20 protein-coding genes are annotated in these 24,223 nt (G+C 57.1%); 12 read left to right on the top strand and 8 right to left on the bottom strand.

Features of this window, described 5'->3' with window-relative positions; all coding sequences use genetic code 11:
- From AB5Y97_RS04455 to AB5Y97_RS04435, 5 genes are all read left to right on the top strand, one after another.
- Positions 1-600, top strand: coding sequence for a sigma-70 family RNA polymerase sigma factor (locus tag AB5Y97_RS04455; protein ID WP_005333245.1), 600 nt, complete (start codon positions 1-3; stop codon positions 598-600).
- Positions 593-1,372 (top strand): DUF3379 domain-containing protein, encoded by a 780-nt coding sequence (locus tag AB5Y97_RS04450; RefSeq protein ID WP_368157290.1) that lies wholly within the window; start codon positions 593-595, stop codon positions 1,370-1,372. Before AB5Y97_RS04455 ends, AB5Y97_RS04450 begins: the two co-directional genes overlap by 8 nt.
- Before the next feature lie 402 nt (positions 1,373-1,774).
- Positions 1,775-3,055, top strand: a complete 1,281-nt coding sequence (locus AB5Y97_RS04445) for an outer membrane protein transport protein (protein WP_368157289.1) — start codon at positions 1,775-1,777, stop codon at positions 3,053-3,055.
- A gap of 252 nt (positions 3,056-3,307) precedes the next feature.
- A complete protein-coding gene (locus AB5Y97_RS04440; protein ID WP_368157288.1) occupies positions 3,308-4,552 on the top strand; it encodes an OmpP1/FadL family transporter in 1,245 nt (414 codons plus the stop codon).
- Between the two features lie 115 nt (positions 4,553-4,667).
- Entirely contained in the window at positions 4,668-5,891 is a 1,224-nt protein-coding gene (locus tag AB5Y97_RS04435; protein ID WP_236294863.1) for an EAL and HDOD domain-containing protein, read from the top strand.
- Here AB5Y97_RS04435 and AB5Y97_RS04430 read toward each other — a convergent pair.
- Entirely contained in the window at positions 5,888-7,063 is a 1,176-nt protein-coding gene (locus AB5Y97_RS04430; RefSeq protein WP_368157287.1) for an acetyl-CoA C-acyltransferase, read from the bottom strand. The genes AB5Y97_RS04435 and AB5Y97_RS04430 overlap by 4 nt on opposite strands.
- Before the next feature lie 122 nt (positions 7,064-7,185).
- Between AB5Y97_RS04430 and AB5Y97_RS04425 the strand changes: the two genes are divergently transcribed.
- The gene (locus tag AB5Y97_RS04425; protein WP_005360322.1) at positions 7,186-7,578 is read left to right on the top strand and encodes a MerR family DNA-binding transcriptional regulator; all 393 of its coding nucleotides are present in this window, start codon (positions 7,186-7,188) and stop codon (positions 7,576-7,578) included.
- Positions 7,579-7,684: 106 nt separating this feature from the next.
- Here the strand turns inward: AB5Y97_RS04425 and rplY are convergent, their stop codons facing one another.
- The 5 genes from rplY to AB5Y97_RS04400 form a co-directional block, all read right to left on the bottom strand.
- Positions 7,685-7,972, bottom strand: a complete 288-nt coding sequence (rplY, locus tag AB5Y97_RS04420) for a 50S ribosomal protein L25 (RefSeq protein WP_005333252.1) — start codon at positions 7,970-7,972, stop codon at positions 7,685-7,687.
- Between the two features lie 116 nt (positions 7,973-8,088).
- Positions 8,089-8,976: a hypothetical protein gene (locus AB5Y97_RS04415; RefSeq protein ID WP_368157286.1), complete on the bottom strand. Its 888-nt coding sequence runs from the start codon at positions 8,974-8,976 to the stop codon at positions 8,089-8,091.
- A 95-nt stretch (positions 8,977-9,071) separates the two neighbouring features.
- Positions 9,072-12,986, bottom strand: a complete 3,915-nt coding sequence (gene hrpA / locus AB5Y97_RS04410; RefSeq protein WP_368157285.1) for an ATP-dependent RNA helicase HrpA — start codon at positions 12,984-12,986, stop codon at positions 9,072-9,074.
- A 241-nt stretch (positions 12,987-13,227) separates the two neighbouring features.
- Positions 13,228-13,650 carry a CBS domain-containing protein gene (locus tag AB5Y97_RS04405; RefSeq protein WP_005333273.1) on the bottom strand — a complete coding sequence of 141 codons (423 nt, stop codon included), beginning with the start codon at positions 13,648-13,650 and terminating at the stop codon, positions 13,228-13,230.
- A 120-nt stretch (positions 13,651-13,770) separates the two neighbouring features.
- Positions 13,771-15,048, bottom strand: coding sequence for an HD-GYP domain-containing protein (locus AB5Y97_RS04400; RefSeq protein WP_368157284.1), 1,278 nt, complete (start codon positions 15,046-15,048; stop codon positions 13,771-13,773).
- Between the two features lie 1,257 nt (positions 15,049-16,305).
- On the opposite strand from AB5Y97_RS04400, the gene sbcB reads away from it, so the two are divergent.
- Together sbcB and AB5Y97_RS04390 are read left to right on the top strand one after the other, a co-directional pair.
- Positions 16,306-17,733 carry an exodeoxyribonuclease I gene (gene sbcB / locus AB5Y97_RS04395; protein ID WP_368157283.1) on the top strand — a complete coding sequence of 476 codons (1,428 nt, stop codon included), beginning with the start codon at positions 16,306-16,308 and terminating at the stop codon, positions 17,731-17,733.
- 155 nt (positions 17,734-17,888) lie between these two features.
- Positions 17,889-18,389 (top strand): hypothetical protein, encoded by a 501-nt coding sequence (locus tag AB5Y97_RS04390; RefSeq protein ID WP_005360277.1) that lies wholly within the window; start codon positions 17,889-17,891, stop codon positions 18,387-18,389.
- A gap of 78 nt (positions 18,390-18,467) precedes the next feature.
- Here AB5Y97_RS04390 and AB5Y97_RS04385 read toward each other — a convergent pair whose 3' ends face one another.
- Entirely contained in the window at positions 18,468-20,177 is a 1,710-nt protein-coding gene (locus tag AB5Y97_RS04385) for a glycoside hydrolase family 36 protein (protein WP_368157282.1), read from the bottom strand.
- Positions 20,178-20,341: 164 nt separating this feature from the next.
- Here AB5Y97_RS04385 and AB5Y97_RS04380 point away from each other — a divergent pair, with 164 nt between their 5' ends.
- From AB5Y97_RS04380 to cdd, 3 genes are all read left to right on the top strand, one after another.
- Positions 20,342-20,698, top strand: a complete 357-nt coding sequence (locus AB5Y97_RS04380) for a CidA/LrgA family protein (RefSeq protein WP_317115206.1) — start codon at positions 20,342-20,344, stop codon at positions 20,696-20,698.
- Entirely contained in the window at positions 20,695-21,381 is a 687-nt protein-coding gene (locus tag AB5Y97_RS04375) for an LrgB family protein (RefSeq protein WP_042658234.1), read from the top strand. Before AB5Y97_RS04380 ends, AB5Y97_RS04375 begins: the two co-directional genes overlap by 4 nt.
- Before the next feature lie 197 nt (positions 21,382-21,578).
- Complete coding sequence (cdd, locus tag AB5Y97_RS04370) at positions 21,579-22,463, top strand: cytidine deaminase (protein ID WP_005333283.1); 885 nt, start codon at positions 21,579-21,581, stop codon at positions 22,461-22,463.
- Positions 22,464-22,595: 132 nt separating this feature from the next.
- On the opposite strand, the gene AB5Y97_RS04365 is transcribed toward cdd, so the two are convergent.
- A complete protein-coding gene (locus AB5Y97_RS04365; RefSeq protein ID WP_368157281.1) occupies positions 22,596-22,991 on the bottom strand; it encodes a beta-eliminating lyase-related protein in 396 nt (131 codons plus the stop codon).
- Positions 22,992-23,017: 26 nt separating this feature from the next.
- Between AB5Y97_RS04365 and AB5Y97_RS04360 the strand changes: the two genes are divergently transcribed.
- Entirely contained in the window at positions 23,018-24,220 is a 1,203-nt protein-coding gene (locus tag AB5Y97_RS04360; RefSeq protein ID WP_368157222.1) for an ISL3-like element ISAeme19 family transposase, read from the top strand.
- Positions 24,221-24,223 lie beyond the last annotated feature (3 nt).

The following is a 24,223-nucleotide window of genomic DNA, read 5'->3' as shown; positions in this document are numbered from 1 at the left end:
ATGGCACTGCTGTTTTTTAGAAAAAAACGTGCTCAGCAGCATATTGGTGGAAATGATCCGGCCACTTCGCCGGTCTCTGATCCCATGGCTGACAAACAAACCAAATTTGAAGCACTGGTTCATGCGCTGCATGGCGATCTCTACCGGTATGCCTACTGGCTGACCCGGGATCCCAACGTGGCGGAAGATCTGGTGCAAGAGACCTTCCTGCGTGCCTGGAAGGCTATCGACACCCTGCAGGATGACAAGGCGGCCAAAGGGTGGCTGATCACCATCCTCAGACGGGAGAACGCCCGCCGCTTTGAACGCAAACAGCTGGAGCTGGTGGATCTCGACGATCACCCTCAGCCCCAGCACGATGCGCTGCACAGCGAACAGGAAATGGAGAACGAGTGGTTGCACCGTCACATCGCCCGGTTGCCCGAGGAGTACCAGGAGCCACTGCTGCTGCAAGTCGTGGGAGGATTCAGTGGTGAGGAGATTGCCGAGATGCTCGGCCTCAACAAGAACACCGTCATGACCCGACTGTTTCGCGCCCGCAACCAGATCAAGGAGGCGATGGAGCAGAAGAACCAAGCAAGAGGACACGGACATGGATGAACTCGAATTTCGCCGCAACGCCATGATCCAGCCCCACGATCAACTGCCGGATTTTCTCAAAGCCGCTGAAGCAAGCCAGGCCAATCGGAACTATCTCGACGAGATGAAGCAGTTCGACAGAACTCTCAAGCACGCCATGCAGGTAGAGGTCCCAGCCGGACTGGCCGAGCGGATCCTGCTCAGGCAAGCCATGCAGAAAGACAGTGACGCGCCAGATGATTTGCCGCCATCCCGCCCCCTTGGCACGGCGCCGGTCAAGATCCGGACATCAACATCCTGGCGCCAGATCGCCCTGGCTGCATCGGTCGCCTTCCTGCTGGGAATGAGCACCCGCTGGATCACGCTGCCAGAAACGGCTCCTGCGGCCCTCTCCCTCGCACAGGTGGCGATGGCTCATGTCTATGGCGAAGAACCCTTTATTGAAGGTGTCGATGAACAGGTCAATCTGCATAACATCAATGCCAAGATGGAGAAGTATGGCGCCACCTTAAGCGGGATGGATGGGCTCAAGGTGACCTATGTCAATCACTGCTCGTTTTATCAGGGACCGGCCTTGCACATGGTGATCCAGGGAAAGATGGGGCCAGTCACCCTCTTTTTAGTGCCCAAACATGTTCCATTAACCCTGCAACAGGCCACCTTTGAAGATGGCACCCTCAAAGGGGAGATTGTCCAGCTCAAAGGCGCCAATATGGTACTGATTGGCGAGATGAAAGAGCCACTTGCCCCCGTTGCCAATGCTCTGCAGTCACGTCTGCAGTGGGACATTTAACATCGCCGGTTAACAACCTCAGAACCATCCTCAATAGCAGGCGGCGGTCACGAGCCGCAGCCTGTTCTCTCCCTGTTTACTCCCCTTTGTCACTCATTTGCCTCAAGATTTCGAAAAATTGACAAAATTATTTTTGTGACGGAGATCGGCAATCCAGGTCAATAATCCACCTTTAGACCCTGAAAATGATGAATTAAACAGCAGGTTAAAACAAATGATTAACACATCGATCACTTTTATGTATTCTGCTGTCACTGGTCTGATTTCTTACCTCCTACCAGATCCATAGAATCACGCCAGAATTGATTGGGAAGAAGCTGAAATAAAAACGGATTTTGTCGAGGTTTGCATTGAACGTGCAGCCAATATCGGCAAAAAAATCTGCCTACAAGAGAGAACACCATGACGACAACTATTTTCAAGAAGAGCCTGATTGCCGCCACCATCGCGCTGGCCACCGGTCAAGTCCATGCCGCGGCATTCCAGTTGAACGAGCACTCGGCCTCCGGTCTGGGTCGCGCCTATGCCGGTGAAGCAGCTATTGCCGACAACGCCTCCGTTCTGGCCCGTAACCCGGCCGCCATGACCACCTTCGACAAGATGGCAGTTTCTGTCTCCGGCACCTACATCAAACCGGATGTGGATGTGGAAGGAACTATTCCTTTGCGTGGCAAAGGTGCCAGCCAAGATGACATTGCACCAGCAGCCTTTGTGCCAGCCTCATATTTTATCCAACCAATTAATGACCAGTGGGCTTGGGGTATTGGTCTCTTCTCCAACTACGGGTTGTCTACCGAGTACGATAAGAGTTTCAACGCAGGTTCTGGAGCTGGTGACACATCCCTTGTTACGTTCAACATCAACCCCAACATTGCCTACCGCATCAACGAGCAATTCAGCATAGGTGCCGGTATCAATGCAGTCTATGGCGCTGCAGAGTTGAACCGTTTTAACGGTGAGTTTATCCCATCGCTACCTAATGAGACCCGAGTTTCCCATATGAAAGGAGACACTTGGGGTTTTGGTTGGAACGTCGGCACCCTTTATGAAATCAATGAAGACAACCGATTAGCACTCACTTACCGTTCACAGGTAGATATGAGTTTTGATGGCGATTATTCCAACGATTTACCCGCAGGCCTTGGAGGTTTGGCTGGTAAAACCATTGATGGAAATTTGAAACTTGACTTGCCCGCCCAAGCTGAATTTGCTGGTTACCATCGTCTTAATCAGCAATTTGCAGTCCACTACTCCGTCAACTGGACAGACTGGAGCGCATTCCAAGAGCTGAAAGCAACCTCCAGCAGTGGTGCAACGCTGTTGAAAAAAGAAGAGAAATTCAAAGACTCAACTCGTTATGCGCTTGGAGGAACTTGGTATATCAACCCAATATGGGAAGCTCGCCTTGGCTTTGCATATGACAAGACTCCGATTGAAGCAGAATATCGCAGCTTGAGTATTCCAGACTCTGATCGAATCTGGTATAGCGCCGGTACAACATACCACTTCAACCAAGATATGAGCTTGGACTTTGGCTTGACATATATCGACGGCAAGAAAGTTGATGTAGATGAAAGCTTGGGTGCGACTCATGGTCCTGCAAGCCTACAAAACCCGCATTGGGTTGGTACTTCACACGGTGATGCATTCTTGGCATCTGTTGGCTTCAACATGAAGTTCTGATTATTGATAGAATGGAAAGAGCGCCGTCAGGCGCTCTTTTTTTATCCGAAAAAACCATCTCAGCGCACACATGTAGCACACACGTGTTTATTTTTCTTTTCTAATCAATCTATTAGAGTGCATCATCCCAGCATTTAATCTTGTTTTATCCTGATACTGGCCATTACCATTGCCTTACTGGTCATACCATATAAAATCCTGCCTCCATTCATATGACCTATTGAACCTTCGGGTAACAGCAAGGATTTTGCCATGCATCCCATCATCAAACCGTCCGCCATCGCCCTGCTGGTGATCGCGGGTCAAACCCATGCCGCCGGATTCCAGCTAGCCGAGCAATCTGCCACCGGCCTCGGACGCGCATTTGCCGGTGAGGCCGCCATCGCGGATAACGCCAGTGTGCTCTCCCGCAATGCAGCAGCCATGACCCGCTTCGATAAGATGGCGCTCTCTGGCGGCGCTATCTATGTCAGTCCTGACGTCAATATCGAAGGAAAAACGGCCGGTTTACTAACTCATGCTGATGCTACAGCACACGATATTGCAGCAGCAGCCTGGGTTCCCAACGCTTATCTCATCATTCCACTCAGCGAGCAGTGGCGCCTCGGTTTCTCGGCAACCTCTTACTATGGTCTTGGTGTCAAGATGCCGGATAACTACAGCGCTGGCCACTTTGGCAATGTCTCCGATATCAAGACCATGGATCTGGGTACCTCACTCGCATATCGCATCAATGATATGTGGTCAATTGGTGCCGGGATCTCTGCTATTCAGGGCGAAGGCGAGGTTGGCGGTGTATTTAATGTCGGCCAACATAAGATAGTGAAACATCTGGAAGGCGATGGATGGGCTTTAGGCTGGAACGCGGGGATGCTGCTAACTCCATCGCAAAATACACGGGTAGGGCTGTCATATCGCCACGATACAACACTGACGCTCGAAGGTAATGCTCAAGGAGCAAACGGATTGACTCCATACGAGGATACCGGACGCCTTGATTTACCATTGCCTGCAACCGCTGAATTGGCTCTCTTCCATCAGTTGACCGACAAACTCGCACTCCATGGCAGCCTGAACTGGACCAACTGGAGTAAATTTGTGCAACTGGAAGCAGAGCTGGATCACCAAGGCTCAATGCATATCAAGGACGAGCACTGGGAAGATAGCTGGCGCTACGCCATCGGTATGACCTATCAGGTCACTCCCAAATGGCAACTGCGCTCCGGTGTGGCCTATGACGCCAGCCCTGTGCCAGCCGATCGTCGTACCATCTCCATCCCGGATGCCGATCGCCTCTGGTACAGCCTGGGAATGGGGTATCAGTTCACGCCCAACCTGACCGTGGATCTGGGGCTGACCCTGATCGATGGCAAAAAGGTGGATGTCACTGAAAAAATGGAGCTGCAACCGGGTAATCCGATGACGACCTCCACCTTCCAGGGCACTTCTGAAGGGGATGCCTGGCTGGCTGGTGCACAATTGAGCTATCTCTTCTAAATTCCTTCCCTGCAAAAAACGCTATGCCAATTATTGCCTTACTCAATAAGGTGAACACTGGCATAGTGTTCTGCAACACCATAAAATCAACCCAGTACCTTTACTGGAGCAAGGCATGTATTCCTACGTAGCAAGACAGCCGATCCTCGACAGAGACCTCAAAACTCATGCCTATGAGCTGCTCTTTCGCGATAGTCTGAATAATGTCTTCCCGAGTATCTCCTCCCAGCAGGCGACGTCACGCCTGGTGGTCGAACAGTTCCTGCAACAAAATATCGATCAGCTGTTGGGGGGCCGCCCCTGCTTTATCAATTTCCCCCACTCACTGCTGTTGGAGGGATTGGCAGAGTGCCTGCCGCCCGAAAAAGTGGTGATTGAGATCCTGGAAGATTCCCCACCGGATGATGCCCTGCTGGAAAAGGTGAAACAGCTGCACAAGCTGGGATATCAACTGGCACTCGATGACTTCACCATGTCACCGGATTGGGAGCGCTTCCTCCCCTTTATCCACATCATCAAGTTTGATCTTCGTGCCACCCCCCTGATGCAGATCAAAGTGTTTATCCAGCGACATCAGTCGCTGGGGCTCACCTATCTGGCGGAAAAAGTAGAGGACAAGGCGGAGTTCGAGCGGGTCAAACAGCTGGGGATCCAGCTGTTCCAGGGCTTTTTCTTCAGCCGACCCGAGATGGTCAAGCAGGCCACCATGGAGCCAGCGCAAGTCGTGGTGATGCAGTTGCTCAACGTGGTCAACGAGGCAGAGCCTGATATCAACAAGATTGAGCAGCTGCTCGGTCAGGATATCTCCCTCTCCCTCAAGCTGCTGCGCTATGTCAACCATCTCAAAGGCCACACCAACCCTATTTCGTCATTTCGTCAGGCTGCCATCTATCTGGGCAACACCCAACTAAAGCGCTTTGTCTCGCTGGTGGCCGCGACCAGTGCGGGCAAGGGCAAGAGCGCCGAGCTCTACCAGATGTCGATGATCCGTGCTCGATTCTGTGAACTGTTGGCCCACGCCCACGCCCCGAGCCAGCAGGCACAACAAGCCTTTATCACCGGTCTCTTCTCCCTGCTGGATGTACTGATGGAGCAGCCGATGGACAAGCTGCTCGGCACTATCCCTCTTATCGACGATATTCGGCTGGCGCTGCTGGAGCGCAAAGGCAATCTGGGTTTCTACCTCGCGTTTTGTGAAGATTACGAAAGCGCCAACTGGTCACGGGTCACGGCCAGAACAGCCCGCCTGGGGCTGAGCGAGGATAAGGTGAGTCACCTCTATCTGGCCGCCACCACCTGGGTCACGGAACAACTGCTGGCGATGGAAGCCACCAATTAATTCGTTTCGTCATTCACTTCGACCGCGATAGCGGTCGCCTCCCCGCCCCCGATACAGAGCGCTGCCACGCCTCGCCGTAAACCCAGTTGCCGCAGCGTGGCAATCAGCGTCACCAGAATGCGCGCGCCACTCGCGCCCAGCGGATGACCAAGCGCACAAGCCCCACCATGCACATTGACCTTGTGATGAGGGATGCCGACCCCGCTCATGGCCAGCATGGTGACCATGGCGAAGGCCTCGTTGATCTCGAACAGATCGACCTCTTCCACCGACCATGCCAAACGCGCCAGCAAGCGTGAAATGGCGCCAATGGGTGCAGAGGTAAACTCGGCGGGCAATGCTGCATGGCTCTGATAACCGACAATCTGTGCCAGCACTGGTACCTGCCAAGCTTGCGCCGTGGCGCCATCCATCAATATCAGCGCCGCCGCACCGTCCGAGATGGAGCTCGAATTGGCCGCCGTAATAGTGCCTTCCTTGCCAAATGCAGGCTTCAGGGTCGGGATCTTCTCCGGTCTGCCCTTGCCGGGCTGCTCGTCTTCGGCCAGCAACAAGCGATCACCGCGATAGACACTTGCCAGCTCGGATGCAAACGCGCCGGCTTGCTGCGCATCGCGCGCACGCTGCAACGACGCAAGAGCAAACTCATCCATGGCACTGCGGGTCAAACCGGCCTGTTCGGCGCTGCGCTGGGCATGTATCCCCATCAGCTGGCCATCATAGGCATCTTGCAAACCGTCGAGGAATAGGTGATCCAGCACCTTTTGATGCCCCATCCGAAAGCCGCTGCGGGCATTATCCAGCAGATAGGGGGCACGGCTCATACTCTCCATCCCCCCCGCGACCACTACCCTGTTGTCACCAAGGCGGATGGTATCCGCCGCCAACATCACTGCTTTCATGCCGGATCCGCACACCTTGTTGACCGTGGTAGCAGGCACACTATCTGGCAACCCTGCTTTCAACAACGCCTGCCGGGCTGGCGCTTGCCCCACGCCCGCCGCCAGCACATTGCCCATAAACACTTCATCGACCTGCTCCGGACGCAGCCCACTTTGCTGCAGTGCCGCCTCGATGGCACAGGCTCCCAACTCAGGCGCAGTGACCTCTGCCAATGCCCCCTGAAACGCCCCCATCGGAGTCCGTTTTGCCGCCACAATTGCAATATCCATTTGCCTGCCTCTGTTTGTTACATGGCCATAACATAGGGGTTCTGACGCGATGGAACAAGAGTTGCAGTGCAGTTTACGTTTAGGTAAGGTGCAGACAGGATTTAGTTCGCCAAGAAGTCTGTATGAACAACAAGGATGAAGGACGGCGCTTCAGCATCAGTGAGCTGGCCCGGGAATTTGATATTACGACGCGCAGTATCCGTTTCTACGAGGATCAGGGGTTGCTCAATCCCGCCCGAGAGGGACAAACCCGCATTTACAGCAAGCAGGATCGGGTTCGCCTCAAGCTCACCCTGCGCGGCAAGCGGCTCGGATTCAGCCTCGCCGAGATCCGCGAGCTGTTTGATCTCTATGATGCCGACAAGAGCAGCCGCACCCAGTTACAGACCATGCTGGGACTGGTTGAGGAAAAACGGGAGACACTGCAACAGCAGATGGAAGATATCAGGATGGTACTGCTGGAGCTTGATGCCGCCGAGCAGCGTTGCCAACAAGCCCTTAGCCAGCTGGGATAACCGCCTTGCTGGCTTATCAGGTAAGTCCCTTCAGCCTGCTCACAAGATGCCAGATAGCAAAAAGCCACTCCTGAGAGTGGCTTTTCTTCAACCTGACGGTTCGCTATTAAACGCGAACGAAGTCCAGGTGGATCAGCTTGTAACGTACCGGGTGACGCTGGATAGCTTTCACTTTTACGTTAACTTCTTCACCGTTGATGACCAGAGTCAGTACAGACTCATAGAATTCCGGCTTCTCTTGAGCCAGGATCATTTTCTTGTGGTCAACAGTGATGGACAGGGCTTCTTTGCCTGCACCGTAAACGATGGCAGGAACTTGGTCAGCTTGACGCAGGCGGCGGCTCGCACCTTTCCCCAGGTCAGAACGGACTTCAGCTTGGAATACGAAAGACATAGTATGTATCTCTTTTGGATGAATTTATGGTGCTAACTGCGACCGGTCAGCACCTCGCAAAACGAGCGCGAATACTACCACGGGCCAAATTCGGATACAAGGTACCGACTCTGCATTTAGCGCCCCTGCTCCAACCGGGCGAACTGCTGCTGACGCTGGGTCGGGCTCAGGGCATCAAACCGCGCCAGGGTCTCGGCACTCGGGCAGTAGAGACCCTCCCCCGTTCTGACCCGAATGCTCTTGCCAAGCCGCGGCTGATTCTCTGCCACCAGCGCCAGCAAATAGCTGTAGGTATCGGCTCCCTGAGCGCTGGATAACTGATTCGCTATACGCCACAGGGTCTCCCCTGCGGCGACCTGATGACACACAGTTTGTGGACCGCCGGCCGCAGGAGCCGAGAGGGTAAGCATGGCGTCACTGCCTGCGGATAAGCTAGCCGTGTGGCTGGCGAGCGCTATATCGGCGCTCGCTACTCCCTCACCTCCTTTGGCACCACTCATCCCCGCAGTGCGAAAGGTCACCCCCAGCTGAGCGAGCAGAGGTTCACTCTCGGCGGGGTCGGTGAGCATATCAACACCACCGAACGCGTCTTGGGGTGTACGGAACTCGGCGATAAAGGGCACGACAGGTTGCGCGTGATAGGCAGGGGACTTACTCCCCTGCTGCACGATTGCACCAGCCGCAACAGCCTGCCCGGGGACAACCCCGTAAGCCATCTCGTCGATGCGCCGCAGCCTTGCCAGATAGGTTTTGGAGAGCTCGGCCTCCCCCTCGAACAGATCGAAAGGGGGGACCAGCCGGGCGGGAAAGAGGATCTGCCAGCGACCGTGCTTCTGCTTTTGGGCCAGCGGCGGAAACTGATTGCCACGCCAGGCCACAAACATCGCAGGCGGCGTGCGCGCCAGCGGATAATATTCCGGGTTCAACTGCACCCAGGTTTGTTCCGCGATGGGTTGATAACCGCTGATCACCACCTGCGCCACACTCAACCAGATCCCCAGCATCCTTGCCTCCCTGACTTGCGGTTTGAAGGGGCTACCTGACCGGTAACCCCTTCTCAACACCCGCTATCATGCTGTTAAAACAGTTAGATAGCAGCTTAGCACTGAGCGATGGCGTTAAGCACCCGTTTATCGGAGACCGGATAAGGGGTCCCCAGATTCTGGGCAAAAAACGACACCCGCAGCTCCTCAATCATCCAGCGGATATTGACCACCTCGGTGGGAATAAGCTGGGATTTGGGGATCTTGGCGAGCAGCGCCTGGTACTCCGACTCCACACTGTGCACCTTGAGCATGTAGACCCGATCCCGGTTGGGATCGATGGCGAGCTTCTCCAGGCGACGCTCGATGGCGCGCAGATAGCGCAGCAAATCAGGCAACCGCTGCCAGCCGGTCTCGGTGACAAAACCTTTGTGAATAAGGTTGCCGAGCTGCTGCTGGATATCCGACATGGCAAAAGCGGTGTCTAGCTGCATCTTCCCCTTGAGCCGCTTCTTGATCTCATGGGACAGCGTCAGCACGGCTTCCACCTGCTTGGCCACCTCAACTACCGCATCGTTGAGCTCGGCGCGAACAAACTCCTTGAGCGCCTCGAAACCGGCACCGTCCCAAGCTAGCCCGCCATGCTGCTCGATCAGCTTGTCGCAGCCACAGGCGATGCAGTCGTCAATCAGCTCCGCCACCTTGCCAAACGGGTTGAAATAGAGCCCCAGCTTGGCCTTGTTGGGCAGCTTCTCCTGCAGATACTTGATGGGAGATGGCACGTTGAGCAGCACCAGCCGGCGCTGACCGGCCCACATCAGCTGCTGCTGCACCACCGGACTCTCCACCAGCTGGATGGCGACCGAATCTTTCTCGTCTACCAACGCCGGATAAGCTTTCACCTCGAAGCCGCCGCGCTTCTGGCTGTACTCCCGGGGCAATTCACCAAAGCTCCACAGAGTGAGGCCGGACTGCTCGATATCATCGTCCGCCACTTGTGACAGGGTCTCCTGTACCTTGCCACGCAGCGACTCTTTCAAGGCTTCCAGATCTTTCCCTTCCGCCACCTTCTTGTGTTTGTCGTCCACCACCCGGAAGGTGAGTTTCAGGTGATCGGGCACAGCAGTCCAGTCCCAGGATTCACGAGGTACGGTGACGCCGGTCATGCGGCGCAGCTGACGCTCCATCTCGTCCAGTAGCGGCCCCTGTTCGGGGTTGATGCTGGCTAGCAGCGCATCGGCGTAGTTCGGCGCCGGCACGAAGTTCTTGCGCATCGGTTTTGGCATCGACTTGATGAGGGCGACCAACAGCTCGTGACGCAGCCCGGGGATCAGCCACTCGAACCCCTTCACCTCCACCTGATTCAGGAGCGGCAGCGGGATATGCAGGGTCACACCATCCGCCGCCTCCCCCGGCTCGAACTGATAGGTCAGCTTGAGCTTGAGACGCCCCTGCTGCCAGAAGTTGGGGTAGTCAAGATCGCTGATGTGGGCGGCGTCCCCCTTCATCAGCATCTCTTTTTCGAAGTTGAGCAGCTCGGGATCCCGCTTTTGCGCCTCTTTCCACCACTTGTCGAAGTGGCGGCTTGATATCACCTCCTCCGGCAAACGGGCATCGTAGAAGCGGAACAAGTCCTCGTCATCCACCAGAATGTCGCGCCGACGGGACTTGTGCTCCAGCGCCTCCACCTCGGCCAAGAGCTTGCGGTTATCGCTGAAGAAACGGTGACGGGTCTCGAAATCCCCCTCCACCAGGGCGCGGCGTATAAACAGCTCGCGGCACAGCGCCGGATCGATGCGGCTAAAGTTGATGGTGCGCTCGTTGACCAGGGTCAGACCATAGAGGGTCACCTTCTCCTTGGCCATTACAGCGCCGTTTTTCTTCGACCAATGTGGGTCGCTGTGGTGCAGCTTGATGAGGTGGCCTGCCAGCGGCTCCACCCACTCGGGCTCAATCTTGGCATTGATGCGAGCGTAGAGGCGCGAGGTCTCCACCAATTCTGCGGCCATCACCCACTTGGGCGGCTTCTTGAACAGACCCGAGGCCGGGAAGAGGTGGAAACGGCCGTTGCGGGCGCCAAGGAACTCGGGCTTTTCCAGATCCTTGTTGCCGATGTGGCTCAAGAGGCCGGTCAGCAGGGCACAGTGCACCGTCTTGAAATCTGCAGGTTCATGGTTGGCTTTAAAACCCAGCTCCTTGACCGTCTGACGCAGCTGGAAATGGATGTCCTGCCATTCGCGCACCCGCAGATAGGAAAGAAACTCCTTCTGGCACATGCGGCGGAACGGGTTGCTGCCAAGGGCATCCTGCTGCTCTTTCAGGTAGTTCCACAGATTGACGAAGGCGAGGAAGTCGGAATCCTTGTCCTCAAAGCGTCTGTGCTGTTCGTCGGCGGCCTGCTTCTTCTCCATGGGCCGCTCGCGGGGATCCTGAATGCTGAGGGCCGCGGTGATCACCATCACCTCGCTCAAGCAGCCGGTCTGCGCCGCGCTGATCACCATCTTCGCCAAACGCGGATCAAGGGGGATGCGCGAGAGCTGGCGACCGGTCTCGGTCAGCTGCAACTTGGCTTCGCGCTCGCCGGTGGCGGGCAGCTCGCGCACCGCCTCCAGCTCTTTCAAGAGAGTCAGGCCATCCTTGATATGGCGGGACTCTGGTGGCTCGACGAAGGGGAACGCCTCCATGTTGCCAAGGCCGAGCGCCAGCATCTGCAGGATGACGGAGGCCAGGTTGGTGCGCAGGATCTCGGGGTCGGTGAAGGCAGGGCGGCCGTTGAAATCCTCCTCCGAGTAGAGGCGGATACAGATGCCGTCCGCCACCCGACCGCATCGCCCTTTACGCTGGTTGGCACTGGCCTGGGAGACCGGCTCGATGGGCAGGCGCTGCACCTTGGTACGCCAGGAGTAACGACTGATGCGGGCGGTGCCCGGGTCAATGACGTAACGAATGCCCGGCACCGTCAGCGATGTCTCCGCCACGTTGGTGGCGAGCACGATGCGCCGTCCGGCATGTTGCTGGAACACCTTGTTCTGCTCGGCGTTGGAGAGGCGAGCGTAGAGCGGCAGTACCTCGGTATCGCGCAGGTTGAGCTTGCGCAAGGCATCGGCGGTATCGCGGATCTCCCGCTCGCCGTTCATGAAGATGAGGATGTCCCCGAGCCCCTCGCGGGCCAGCTCTTCCACCGCATCGAAGATCCCCTGCAGTTCATCGCGCTCTTCAAGACCTTCGCTCTTATCACTGCTTTTTTTATCAACAAATAGCGGACGGTAGCGCACCTCCACCGGATAAGTGCGGCCAGAGACCTCTATCACCGGCGCCTTGTTGAAATGGCGGGAGAAACGTTGCGGGTCGATAGTGGCCGAGGTGATGATCACCTTGAGATCCGGGCGCTTGGGCAGCAGTTGCTTGAGATAGCCCAGGATGAAGTCGATATTGAGGCTGCGCTCGTGGGCCTCATCGATGATGATGGTGTCGTACTGGGTGAGCATCCGGTCGTTCTGGATCTCGGCCAGCAGGATACCGTCGGTCATCAGCTTGATATGGGTCTGCTCGCTAACCTGATCGGTAAAGCGCACCTTGTAACCCACGTAGTGACCGAGTTCGGACTCCATCTCCTCGGCAATACGGGCCGCCACAGTGCGGGCCGCCAGACGACGCGGCTGGGTGTGGCCGATGAAGCCCTTCACCCCGCGCCCCAGCGCCAGACAGATCTTGGGGATCTGGGTGGTTTTGCCCGAGCCGGTTTCGCCGGCGATGATCACCACTTGATGCTCTTCAATGGCTTTGGCGATCTCCGCCTGCTTCTGACTGACCGGCAAGTTGTCCGGATAGGTGACCTTGGGCACTCCGGCCAGACGGGTTTGATAGCGCACTTCGGCGGCGGCCAAATCAGCGGCGATGGTCTCCAGCACGGCGGCCTGTTTGCCTTCAGGCAGCTTCTTGACCCCGTGCAGACGGCTGGAAAGGCGGCGGGCGTCGAGATTCATGCAGGCAGAGAGACGGCGGCGCAGCGCCTCGATAGAGAGAGACAAGGTACGAATTCCTTAAATTAGGTGCCCAGAGGGGCCATATCGATTAGCTGCGAGCGATCCTAAAGAGCGAGCGGGAACGGTGCAAGCCTTAACGTAGCGTTATATATGGGAAGACAGAGAGATTGGCCGCTCCTCAAACATGACAAAACAACCATTGTAAGATGGCATAGCATGAATAAATTGCAGCATATGAAATAGCCAAGGCAAGCCGAAGCTTGCCTTGGGAGAGAGAAAAACAGAGTTAACCGTGGGTGTGATGGACAAAACAGGTGGTGAGCTGGGCGTGAATGGCCTGCATGACATTGTGACGATTGATGACCCCGAGCAGACGCCCTTCCTCCACTACCGGATAGATCTTCGGCTTTTGCCCCATCATCATCTCCGCCAGGCTCAAAATGCTGGTATCGGGTCCCACCGACAACACCTCCTTGCGCATCACATCTTTGACCTGCGCCACCTGTTCGCAGTGATAGGCCTCCTTAAGCAGCACTGCGATGCAATCCTGCTCGGAGATCCAGCCAATCAGATGGCCCTGCCCATCCACCACCGGGCCACCGAGCTGATGACTGTTCAGAAATTTCTCGACCGCAGCTTGCACCATCATGTCGGCAGTGAAGGTGATGGGTCTGCTCTGCATATAATCCTTGGCTTTTAGCGATTCCATATCTGCTCCCCTACGGTAGTCCATCAAGCTGGCGTCTTGTGCGCCGGTACCGGCACCATGCTCGGCTTGTTCCAAGCATAGCTGGCTCGCGGCGGTATGAGTCAGCGGCCAGCCTCTCCCTCAATTGATGGCATGATCCGGCTCGCGATCCGGAATGGCTGCCATCATCATCTGCGGCAGGTGAGCGGCCAGCACCGCTACCACAGCGGGATCGACCCGCCCCTGATCCGCCAGTTGCTGCATAAAGGTCAATGCGTCACGGGCAGGCAGGCCGCGCCGATAAGGTCTGTCCTGCACCATGGCCTGAAAAATATCGGCGACCCGCAGTATCCGCGCTTCAAGCGCCATGGCGGATGCCGGCAGGTGGAACGGATAGCCCTCCCCGTCAGGCTCCTCATGGTGATAGGCCGCCCAACAGGCAATCTCCTCAAACCCTTCGATATGACGCAGGATATGGTAAGTCTCGAAGCTGTGGGTATTGATGATGGCCCGCTCCTCTTTCGTCAGGCTGGCAGGCTTGTCGAGGATCTCGTCCGGCACCCTGAGCTTGCCCAAATCGTGCAGCAAACCGGCGATCTCCAGCATGTCACAATGGATGGCACTGACTCCCATCTGCTCGGCCAATGCCCGAGACAACCTGCTCACACCGAGTGAATGCGTCATCGTGAATGGGCTTTTGGCGTCGACAATGCCGGAGAAGATCTGCGCCAGCGCTTTTAGCTCCCCGTTGAAGGTCAGACAAGGCTCCCGCACCTGCAGCATCTCCAGCATGTAATCATTGATGGAGCGAGCTTCCAGCTGCAGCCAGAATGCCTCAGAGCGAGACGCCTTGAGGAAGGCATCCACCAGCTCGGGGGCAAAGAACTCGTCACGGAAATCCTGCAGGCGTGCGCGGATCTCGTTGGTATGCATCAACAATGAACCATCGCCATAGTAGGGCGCCGCCAACGCATCGCAGCGATCCACCAGAAAGATAAGGTTGGCCTGACGGGCTACATTGGGGTCCACATCGGCCATCTCGCGCAACAGGTGCCAGTGGGTATGGTGATAACGGATAGGCAGGGCCAGCGGGGCCAGCAAACGGAAATCCTTGAGCAGCTGATATCCCACCTCGCAGTGGCGCTGGGAGGACTCCCAATCGAACTCGCTGACCAGATGGTGATGGGTGATGGTCGAGGAGACACCGATATCATGCAGCACCCCCAGCTCGAACAGCAGACAGCGCTCGGCCTCACTCATCCCCAGCTCCCGACTGCACTCGGCAGCCATAATCCCGACCCGTTTTCCGTGGGCCACATCGCCAATGCCCACCAGATCCAGCGAGGCTGACAGGGCATACACCACCTGCCTTAGATCCACTTGCAATGAAAAGGGGGCTGCGCCCTGCGCTCTGTCCATGATCCGGGTCCCATGCGATGTTGTTGTATCAAACTGGCGCTGTTTTATGCTTCGCCTTCTATCAACTTAGTCAATAGCTGAGCCTTTTACCTTGTTTTTATAGGCATTTATGACCCTGGCACCTTGAAAAGACAAAGATCACAGCTGGATTTATTTGGCCACTCCCATTCAAGTCATATTTATCCGTTCCAAAATATGCGAGCAGACTTTTTAAATCTCGCGTAGAGATTGTGAGCATTTTTAAAACTCATATCTGAGCGAAACAATCAACATCCCAACTTTACTTAATTATTACTTAATCAGAATTAAAGAGTGCTCGGCTTGCCAGTAAGAGTTTTGAATAAAGGCACACCACAACGCCCATAACTGCCACCATCCCCAAATTAATTAACAAAACTGTGAACTCCATCACCCATTTATTCGCCTTGTCGCCATCGATAGCGGTAGACACCTCCGCCTTCTGGATACAGCTTCCCATGCTCGCGCCAGCCCACCCGATAGCCTGCGACCAAAAGGTTGGAGAAAAAATATCGGATAACCAGCGGTTATATTCGCTATAAGGCGACAAGGATAAACGGGATTTATAGATTGAAACTGTTGAAAGCTGATCTCCAAGCGGCGGTTAACTCGGGTTATTCAGGTCATATCACTCTTTGCAGGTCATAACGACAGCGATAAAGGGGAATGTACCCATCCGGGTATTCCATCCCCTCCAACAGCCTGTACGGGATGATATTTCCACCGCGTTAAACGCACGCAGCTTTCATCGCCCATTTTGTGTACCAATTCACATCAGATTAGGAGTGGAGCCAATAATGGCCATTCAAATAAACAAAATAGCCATGAGCCTTGCCTTAATGGCCACCGCTGGTAGTGCCACAGCAACCGCCAAGCCCAATATTCTTGCCATCATGGGCGATGACATCGGCTACTGGAACATCAGTGCCTACAACTAGGGGATGATGGGCTACCAGACCCCGAACCTGGACAGGATCGCCAATGAAGGGGCCCTCTTTACCGATCACTACAGATATAACTAAACAATCATCATATCCTGAGGGATAGATGGGTCTTATAGACTCGGTGAGTAGAGCAGAAGTGCACAAAATGTCGGGATCTACAGCCCAATAAACCGCCACCTGCACGGCTCGCCCTTCGTTCTACCTGCGCTATGGTTTACCATGCACACAATTGTGGTGCCTGGCACCGCCCACCCAGGCGCTAGCCGCCGTCATCGGATACCTCATCTCGAGCAACATGAGCAAAACAGCACACGCGGGCAACGAGCCAACATTCTACTTTCACGACTACGAAACTTTCGGCATCAGCCCCGCCAAGGACAGGCCGTCGCAGTTTGCCGGTATTCGCACCGATGCAGATTTCAACCTCATTGGCGAGCCGCTGGTCATTTATTGCAAACCGCCGGCGGACTATCTGCCAGATCCGGAGGCGTGCCTGATTACCGGTATCACACCACAAAAGGCAATGAAGGATGGGCTGTGCGAGGCGGATTTCATTCGCCAGATCCACGAGCAATTCGCCACGCCGAATACCTGTGTGCTTGGCTACAACAGCATCCGCTTCGATGATGAAGTGACCCGCTACACCCTCTATCGCAACTTCTATGACCCCTATGCCTACAGCTGGCAGAACGGCAACTCCCGATGGGATATTCTCGACATGCTGCGGGCCTGCTATGCCCTGCGGCCGGAGGGGATCGAGTGGGCCTTTGACGATGAAGGAAAACCGAGTTTCAGACTTGAAAAGCTGACGGTCGCCAACGGCGTTACTCACGCCAATGCCCACGATGCACTCTCGGACGTGCTGGCCACCATCGAGATGGCCAAGCTGGTGAAAAAAGCCCAACCCAAGCTGTTTGGTTATCTCTTTGATCTGCGTAACAAAAACAAGGTGAAGGCGCTGATTGACGTGGTGACCATGAAGCCACTGGTGCATGTCTCCGGCATGTTCTCCCCCTGGCAGGGTTGTGCAAGCTGGGTCTCGCCGCTCGCCTGGCACCCCAACAACCAGAACGCGGTGATCATGGTGGATCTGACCCGCGACCCCACCCCGCTCATTGAACTCTCCAGCGAGGAGATCCGCGAGCGCCTCTACACCAAGAAAGAGGAGCTGGGGGATCTGGCGGGCATTCCGGTCAAACTGGTGCACATCAACAAGTGCCCGGTGCTGGCGCCGGCCGCCACCCTGACGGCGGAGCGCGCCGACGAGCTCGGCATCGATCGGGAGCAGTGCCGCAAGAGCCTGGATCTGCTGCGCGCCCATCCCGAGGTGCGGGAAAAACTGGTGGAAGTGTTCAATCAGGAGTTCGCCGGCAGCAATGAGAGCGACCCCGATACCCAGCTCTACGCCGGATTCTTTGGCCATGGCGACAAATCCACCATGGATTTGGTGCGTGCCACCCCCGCGGATCTGCTGGGTGAACGGGAGTTCGCCTTTACCGACGCCCGGCTGCCGGAGATGCTGTTCCGCTACCGCGCCCGCAACTGGCCACACACCTTGAGCGAAGCAGAGCAGAAACGCTGGCGCCTGCACTGCAGCGACTACTTCAGCCGCCGTCTGCCGGACTATGTGCCCCGTCTCGAGGCGCTGGCAGAGCAGAACCAGAGTAACGAACGGAACTTTGCGATTCTAAAGAGTCTCTACCACTATCTGGAAGATTTATGAGTTGTGAGTAGTTTCACAATAAATCCTTCCCGCCCATCCCCTTCTTCAGGTCATAATGACGAAGGGGATTTCCCCAAAAACCAATATCTTGCAACATCCTGAGCGGATGTCTCCCAAGCAAGAGATCTCTTTGGCCGAACGGAAGCCATTTGCTGATGCCTCGTCACCACGCACTGCTCGGATTACTGGCCCTGCTGCCGCTGGCAGCCAACGCCGCATACCGGTTCGATGTGCCGGATTATCTTGCTCGCCTGCCCGAGCAGACCTATCGCATCGTAGAACAGAACTTCAATACCCTTTATCAGCAGACTGATTTCACTCCCCTGATCACCAACAGCTACTTCAATGGCTCCCATCTCTACAAGTTTGTCGGGGTACCGCTGGCCATCAGCGCCCAGTCAGGTTTCCAGCTGGAGGTGTTTGGTCAGGTCTATAACCGCGCTTCGCAAGCCTATATGCACCTGAGCGAGGATATGTCCCTCTATCGGGTGATGCGGGTCGATCTGATGGGGAACCCCAATGATCAGCTGGCCATCGGTTTTGGTCTGGGGGTGCCCATCACCCCGTTGCTAACCCTCAAGGCGATCGCCTCCGGCAGTGATATCCCGGGCTATGGCTCTGCCAAATACGCCGTCGGTTTTGAGTGGCGTTACTGAAAAACGTGACTGATAACCGCTGATTGAAACAATTCAGGCTCCGTGATGGAGCCTGAATTGTTTATGGTGACACTGTGATCAGGTGTAGTGGATCACCCGCCCCTCGCCCCCTTGCAGGGTCACGGTTGTGCCGACTGCCTGCCCCTGCCAAAAATCGGTTCCCCCTTCCGGCAGCAGAAACTCCTGTGGTTGCCCCTCCCAGTTGAACAGGCAGAGCAGAGTACCGCCCTCGGGCAGGCTTACTTCGCCGCAGGCAAAGTCCATCGACTCGAAACGGGCAGAAGGTGTCCGAGCCGCGCAGAGCGTCAACAACTTGCACAGTTGCGCCGCCTGCTCCTCATCGAGATCTTGCAGTCGATCACCGGCCAGCATCATGCCGCCGCTCGCCACCAGCGCTGCCAGATGGAAGCTGTAATCCGCCTTGCTTGCCTGCTGGCTCGGTAGATCACGCAGACAGATGCAGTCGGGGTCGAGGGCCCAGAGCTTGTCATTTTGCCAGGCGCGGCAGAAGGCTTCGCGAGCGATCTGGCGATAGCGGTGGCCGTTGCGCTCCACGTCATCGCTCACCCGCATGCCGTGCACCAGCCCAAGGCTTGGCCAGATGGGCGCATTGCAACCGAGCAGGAAAGCACCTTCACCTGCACCACGCAGGATGGCCGCCATGCCGCGCCGGTAGGCTTCAACCCGGGTGGCGGCCGGATCGTGGAAACGGCCACTGTGGATGGCGCCCCAGAAGTTGGCATCGAGCTTGAAGTAGTGGATGCCCCACTGTTCGCGCAGGGTGCGGAACACCTGCTCAAGGTGCGCCTGCACCTCGGGGTGGGTGCCGTCCAGCACATACCAGGGAGTGCAGCGCCAGCCTCCGTAGGTAACCCGTTCGGAAGGGAGCGGTAGGCCGTCATCCCCCTTCACAAACCAATCGGGGTGATCCTGAAACACCTGTGAACCGGGCTCTGCAATAAAGGGAGCGACCCAGAGGGCGGGTTCGCAGCCAGCCTGTTTGATCTCCGCAGCCAATGAAGCAACACCTTGCTCGAACTTGGCCGACGGAGTGAGCCAGTCGCCCATCTTGGCCTGATAGCCGTCGTCTATCTGCACATAGCGCAGGGCCGGGAAGCGCTCGGCACGCACCTGCAGGTTCTCGCGAATATCGGCAGCACTCACCTCGGCGTAGTAGTGATACCAGGAGCACCAGCCGCTCGGGCGCTCACTCACCTTGCCGATCAGCGAGCCGTGCTCGACCTCGATCAGCCGTGCCAACTCGGCCAGCAGATCCTCGCGCTCAGCCCCTTCGAGGCAGATCAGCGCCTCGCTCTGCCAGTGCTCACCGGCTGCAAGTTTTCGCCCTTCGCAGTTCATCAGGATCTGCAAGCGGCCATCGGGATAGAGACGAAACTCCCCGCCAAAACGGTGGCAGCTGGCAAAGGCGAGCAGCAGCCACCCCTTGCCATGCTCCACCAGCAACAGGTTGTGAATGGTGTGATAGCCATTGTCATCAGTGATGCGATAAACGCTGGCATCGGGGCAACGGCCGACATGTTGCGGTGATTGCCAGCTACCCATGGTCTGGGCCAGCATCTGGAATCCTTCGCCATAGATGGCGCTCTCCACCGGCAGGCCAAGCTTGCCGTCAAACAGCACCCAGCGCTCAACCGGAGTGGCATCAGAACCGGTGTTGTCGAGTCGCACCCGACACAGGGGCCCTTCCCACTGACGGGTTTGCAGCAGATGGGGTGGCAACGCATTATCGTTCGCCAGCTGGCGAACTCGGGACAAGAGGGATGTCATCACTACTCCTTGTAGTTCGAAAAGGGTTCTATCAGACGATGTTCAATAGATAATCCGCATACAAATCAGCTTCAAACGAACTGATTTCAGTTGTTATTGTTTTAATGCCGCGACCCGGCCTCTCTGGTAAACTGCGATTTTTCTTCCCAGTCGATGAGGTTCACGTGATCGCGCAACGCGCCTTGCTGTACTTTCGTGACTTTATGGTCATCGTCGCCTGCCTGCTGGCAGGCAAATCCGTGGCAGCCATCCTGCCTTTCGCCTTTCCCGGCAGCATCATCGGTATGCTGCTGCTGTTCGTGCTGCTCTCCCTGCAACTGATCAAGCTGCATTGGGTCGAGCTGGGGGCAGGCCTGCTGCTGCGCCACATGGGCGTGCTGTTCGTGCCGGTTGCAGTCGGACTGGTGGCCTGGCTTGAGCCCCTGCGCCAATCCTTCGGCGTCATCATGCTCTGCAGCGTGCTCGGGATCGTGCTGATCCTCGCCACCGTCGGTCGGCTCTACCAGAGGATGAACAAATGATCTTCTGGCTAGCGATCCCTCTGACCCTGGCGCTCTATTTCGCCACCCGCGCCCTCTATCGCCGGCTGCCCTGGCCCATCATCAACCCGGTGCTGGTGCCGACCGCGGTGATCATCGGCCTGCTCCTCTGGCTCGACCTGCCCCTTGAGCAGTACGAGCGCGGCAGCAGCCCCATTACCATGCTGCTGGAGCCCGCAGTAGTTGCGCTGGCGCTGCCGCTCTATCAGCAGGCACGCCAAATTCAGGCCAAGCTCAAGCCCATCCTAATCTGTACCCTCGCCTCCGTCTTGATCTCGGTGTGCACAACCTTGCTGATCGGTCATTTTATGGGCACAGATCCGGCGCTGCTCGCCTCATTGGCAACCAAATCCATCACCACCCCGCTCGCCATGAGCGTCAGCCAGTCCATCGGCGGCATTCCCGCCATCGCGGCCGCCGTGGTGGTGGTGGTGGGAATTGTCGGCGCCCTGATCGGTTATCCACTGCTCAAACTGCTGAAAGTGACTGATCCGGAAGCGCAAGGGCTCGCCATGGGGGCCTGTGCCCACGCCATCGGCACCGCCACCTCCGCCGAGAAGGGGATCACCCAGGGCGCCTTTGCATCGCTGGCCATGGTGGTGTGCGGTATCCTCACCGCAGCCGTCGCGCCGCTGCTGTTTGCCATCTATCACTGGCTGATCTGATCACCCCATTGACCACCTGTTGACCATTCCGGGGGGCCTGCTGGCCTCTCGGGGTGCGACCTGCCGCACAATTTGCACAAGACAAACGTTTCCATTACCATCCCCCTCCGTTTGCCCGTCAGGGCGTGAGCCTGCTCACACATTTACCCGAGCTTGCTCCCTACAATGGCCGCCCAATTGGCCTTTGAGGACACACTATGCATCCCCGTTTTGCCAAGCCATTCGATACCCTCTCTGCCCCGCTCAAAGCAGCCGTGCAGCCCATGCTGGATAGTGCCGACTTCAACGCCCGCTTCACGCCGGAGCAAGTCGCCACCCTGAAAGCCGCCACAGGTCTCGATGATCGCGCCCTGCGCCTCGCCCTGTTGCCGCTGGCCGCCGCCTGCTCGGTGGCGCCCATCTCCAAGTTTTATGTCGGTGCCATCGCCTGCGGCCTGAGCGGCACCTGGTACTTCGGTGCCAACATGGAGTTTGCGGGACAAGGTCTGTTCCACTCGGTCCACGCCGAGCAGTCCGCCATCTCCAACGCCTGGCTGGGTGGCGAGACCGGGATATCTGAAATCACCGTCAACTACACACCTTGCGGCCACTGCCGTCAGTTTATGAACGAGCTGAGCACCGCCAAGATCCTGAAAGTCTCTCTGCCCGATGACCTGAGCGCCCTGCAATCCTTCCTGCCCCACTCGTTTGGCCCGGCGGATCTCGACATCACAGATGCGCTGATGAGCCCGCAGGATCACGCAGAGCTTGAGCTTCAAAGCGAAGACCCGCTGTGGCAGGCCGCGCTGGCCGCCGCCCGTCAAAGCTACGCCCCCTACAGTCAGGGCTATGCCGCGGTGGCGCTGCAGTTTGCCGATGGCCGCATCTTCTCTGGCCGCTACGCCGAGAACGCCGCCTTCAACCCCAGCCTGCCACCGATGCAGATGGCCTGCGCCCATGCAGTGCTTAATGGCGAAGATCTCGCCACCATCCGCCGCGCCGTACTGCTGGAGAACAAAAACGGCCAGATCAGCCAACGTGACTCCGCCCAGTCCACCCTCAAGGCACTGGGCTCGGTCGAGCTGGAGTATCAAGCGGTCTGACCCAGCTTGCGTCGATAATCGAAAGCCCCCGCACCTTGGTGCGGGGGCTTTTTTACTTGGCTGTTTAACCGGGAACAGCCGGTGACCCTCACGGCTTGGCTGGGTTGATCACCCCGTCTGACCGGTTGCTGATCAGACAGGTTTCAGCCGCGCCGTGAAATGGCGCAGCAGCGGCGGTTCGTAGTCAAAGGTGAGTCCGCGAATGTCGCTGGACCGCGCTTTCACCGCGATCAGGCAGTCGGCCACATAGTCCATGTGATCCCGGGTGTAGACCCGGCGTGGAATGGTGAGGCGCAACAGCTCGAAGTCCGCCGCCTCCTGCTTGCCGGTGGTGGGATCGCGCCCGAGCAGCAGGGAGCCAATCTCCACCCCGCGCACGCCCCCTTCCAGATAGAGCTCGCAGGCGAGCGCATGGGCAGGGAACTGCTCGGCCGGAATATGGGGCAGCAGTTTTTTGGTTCTTCGCGGGATCTTGGGGAAGTGGAAGTTGACAGACAGGGTGCTGGTAAACTGGCTGTCTCCAAACACACCACCACCATCACCCTGCTGTCGCCGTGCATCATATTGATATTGCCTCCTTCTGGCCAGGTTATACCGTCATCGCCCAAGCGCTTTCTGCCAACCATCACACCCTGTTTACCCTTGAGCCTCGCGCCGACCTGTTGCCCCGTTGTCGCCGATGCCTGCAACCCACGCCATTGATCCACGACCAACGTATCCGCCGGGTGCGTGAGCGAGACCTATTTGACCGACAAGTCTGGTTACAACTGCCTGTTCGCCGCGTCGACTGTCTGCGCTGTGGTCGCGTCAGTGAACATATCGACTGGCTCCCCTCTGGCTCCCGCCTCACCCGGCGCATGCAGTGCTGGATTGAAGCGCTCGTTCAGTACCTCCCCATCCGCCATGTCAGCCAGCTCACCGGGGTCGGTTGGCACACCATCAAGGAGATCGACAAGCGCCGTTTGCAGACCAGTGTGGGCACCATCGAACTTGGGGAGGTGCGGCGGCTGGTGATGGATGAGTTTGCCCTGCACAAGGGACACCGCTATGCCACCGTGATCATGGATGCCGAGCGAATCCGCGTCCTGTGGGTGGGGCACGGCAACAGCCGGGCCGCTATCCGTCCCTTCTTCGAGCAGCTCGGCGAGCGATGCCAGCAGATTGAAGCGGTGGCGATGGACATGAACACGGCGTTCGACCTGGAGGTGAAGCAACACTGCCCGCAGGCGGAGGTGGTCTACGACCTGTTCCACGTGGTGGCTCGCTATGGCCGAGAGGTGGTGGACCGGGTGCGAGTGGAGCAGGCGAATGCACTGAAAAGCGATAAACCGGCGCGAAAAGTGGTCAAAAGTGCGCGTTGGTTGCTGCTACGTAATCGGGCGAAGTTGAGTGAAAAACAGGATGTGAAGTTGCAGGAGCTGTTGGCGGCGAATCAACCGCTGGCGATGGTGTACGTGCTGAAAGAGGGGTTGAAGGGCATCTGGTATGCGCCGAGCGTGTGGGAAGGATGGCGACGATGGCGGAGCTGGATGCGGCAGGTGAAGGAAAGCGGGCTAGCGCCGCTGCAACGATTTGGTCGAAATTTATCGAAATATATGCGGGGGATCCTGGCGAGTGCAAACTACCCGATGCACACGAGTGTGCTGGAAGGGGTGAACAACAAGATCAAAGTGATAAAGCGCATGGCATATGGATTTAGGGACTCAGAATACTTTTTTCTGAAAATCAAGGCGGCCTTCCCCGGAAAGCCGCGATGAACC

Origin of the sequence: Aeromonas sp. R10-2, from assembly GCF_040908445.1 — a bacterium.
GTDB lineage: Bacteria > Pseudomonadota > Gammaproteobacteria > Enterobacterales > Aeromonadaceae > Aeromonas > Aeromonas veronii.
Note: the sequence above shows the minus strand (reverse complement) of the source record. Positions and strands in the feature narration are given on the sequence as shown.

Excerpts from the sequence above, each read along its gene's own strand:
- AB5Y97_RS04450 (WP_368157290.1), top strand. The coding sequence starts at position 593 with ATGGATGAACTCGAATTTCGCCGCAACGCCATGATCCAGCCCCACGAT.
- rplY (WP_005333252.1), bottom strand. The coding sequence starts at position 7,972 with ATGTCTTTCGTATTCCAAGCTGAAGTCCGTTCTGACCTGGGGAAAGGT.
- AB5Y97_RS04445 (WP_368157289.1), top strand. The coding sequence starts at position 1,775 with ATGACGACAACTATTTTCAAGAAGAGCCTGATTGCCGCCACCATCGCG.
- AB5Y97_RS04430 (WP_368157287.1), bottom strand. The coding sequence starts at position 7,063 with ATGGATATTGCAATTGTGGCGGCAAAACGGACTCCGATGGGGGCGTTT.
- AB5Y97_RS04425 (WP_005360322.1), top strand. The coding sequence starts at position 7,186 with ATGAACAACAAGGATGAAGGACGGCGCTTCAGCATCAGTGAGCTGGCC.
- AB5Y97_RS04435 (WP_236294863.1), top strand. The coding sequence starts at position 4,668 with ATGTATTCCTACGTAGCAAGACAGCCGATCCTCGACAGAGACCTCAAA.
- AB5Y97_RS04440 (WP_368157288.1), top strand. The coding sequence starts at position 3,308 with ATGCATCCCATCATCAAACCGTCCGCCATCGCCCTGCTGGTGATCGCG.
- AB5Y97_RS04390 (WP_005360277.1), top strand. The coding sequence starts at position 17,889 with ATGCCTCGTCACCACGCACTGCTCGGATTACTGGCCCTGCTGCCGCTG.
- cdd (WP_005333283.1), top strand. The coding sequence starts at position 21,579 with ATGCATCCCCGTTTTGCCAAGCCATTCGATACCCTCTCTGCCCCGCTC.
- sbcB (WP_368157283.1), top strand. The coding sequence starts at position 16,306 with ATGAGCAAAACAGCACACGCGGGCAACGAGCCAACATTCTACTTTCAC.
- AB5Y97_RS04375 (WP_042658234.1), top strand. The coding sequence starts at position 20,695 with ATGATCTTCTGGCTAGCGATCCCTCTGACCCTGGCGCTCTATTTCGCC.
- AB5Y97_RS04455 (WP_005333245.1), top strand. The coding sequence starts at position 1 with ATGGCACTGCTGTTTTTTAGAAAAAAACGTGCTCAGCAGCATATTGGT.
- AB5Y97_RS04385 (WP_368157282.1), bottom strand. The coding sequence starts at position 20,177 with ATGACATCCCTCTTGTCCCGAGTTCGCCAGCTGGCGAACGATAATGCG.
- AB5Y97_RS04405 (WP_005333273.1), bottom strand. The coding sequence starts at position 13,650 with ATGGAATCGCTAAAAGCCAAGGATTATATGCAGAGCAGACCCATCACC.
- AB5Y97_RS04415 (WP_368157286.1), bottom strand. The coding sequence starts at position 8,976 with ATGCTGGGGATCTGGTTGAGTGTGGCGCAGGTGGTGATCAGCGGTTAT.
- AB5Y97_RS04400 (WP_368157284.1), bottom strand. The coding sequence starts at position 15,048 with ATGGACAGAGCGCAGGGCGCAGCCCCCTTTTCATTGCAAGTGGATCTA.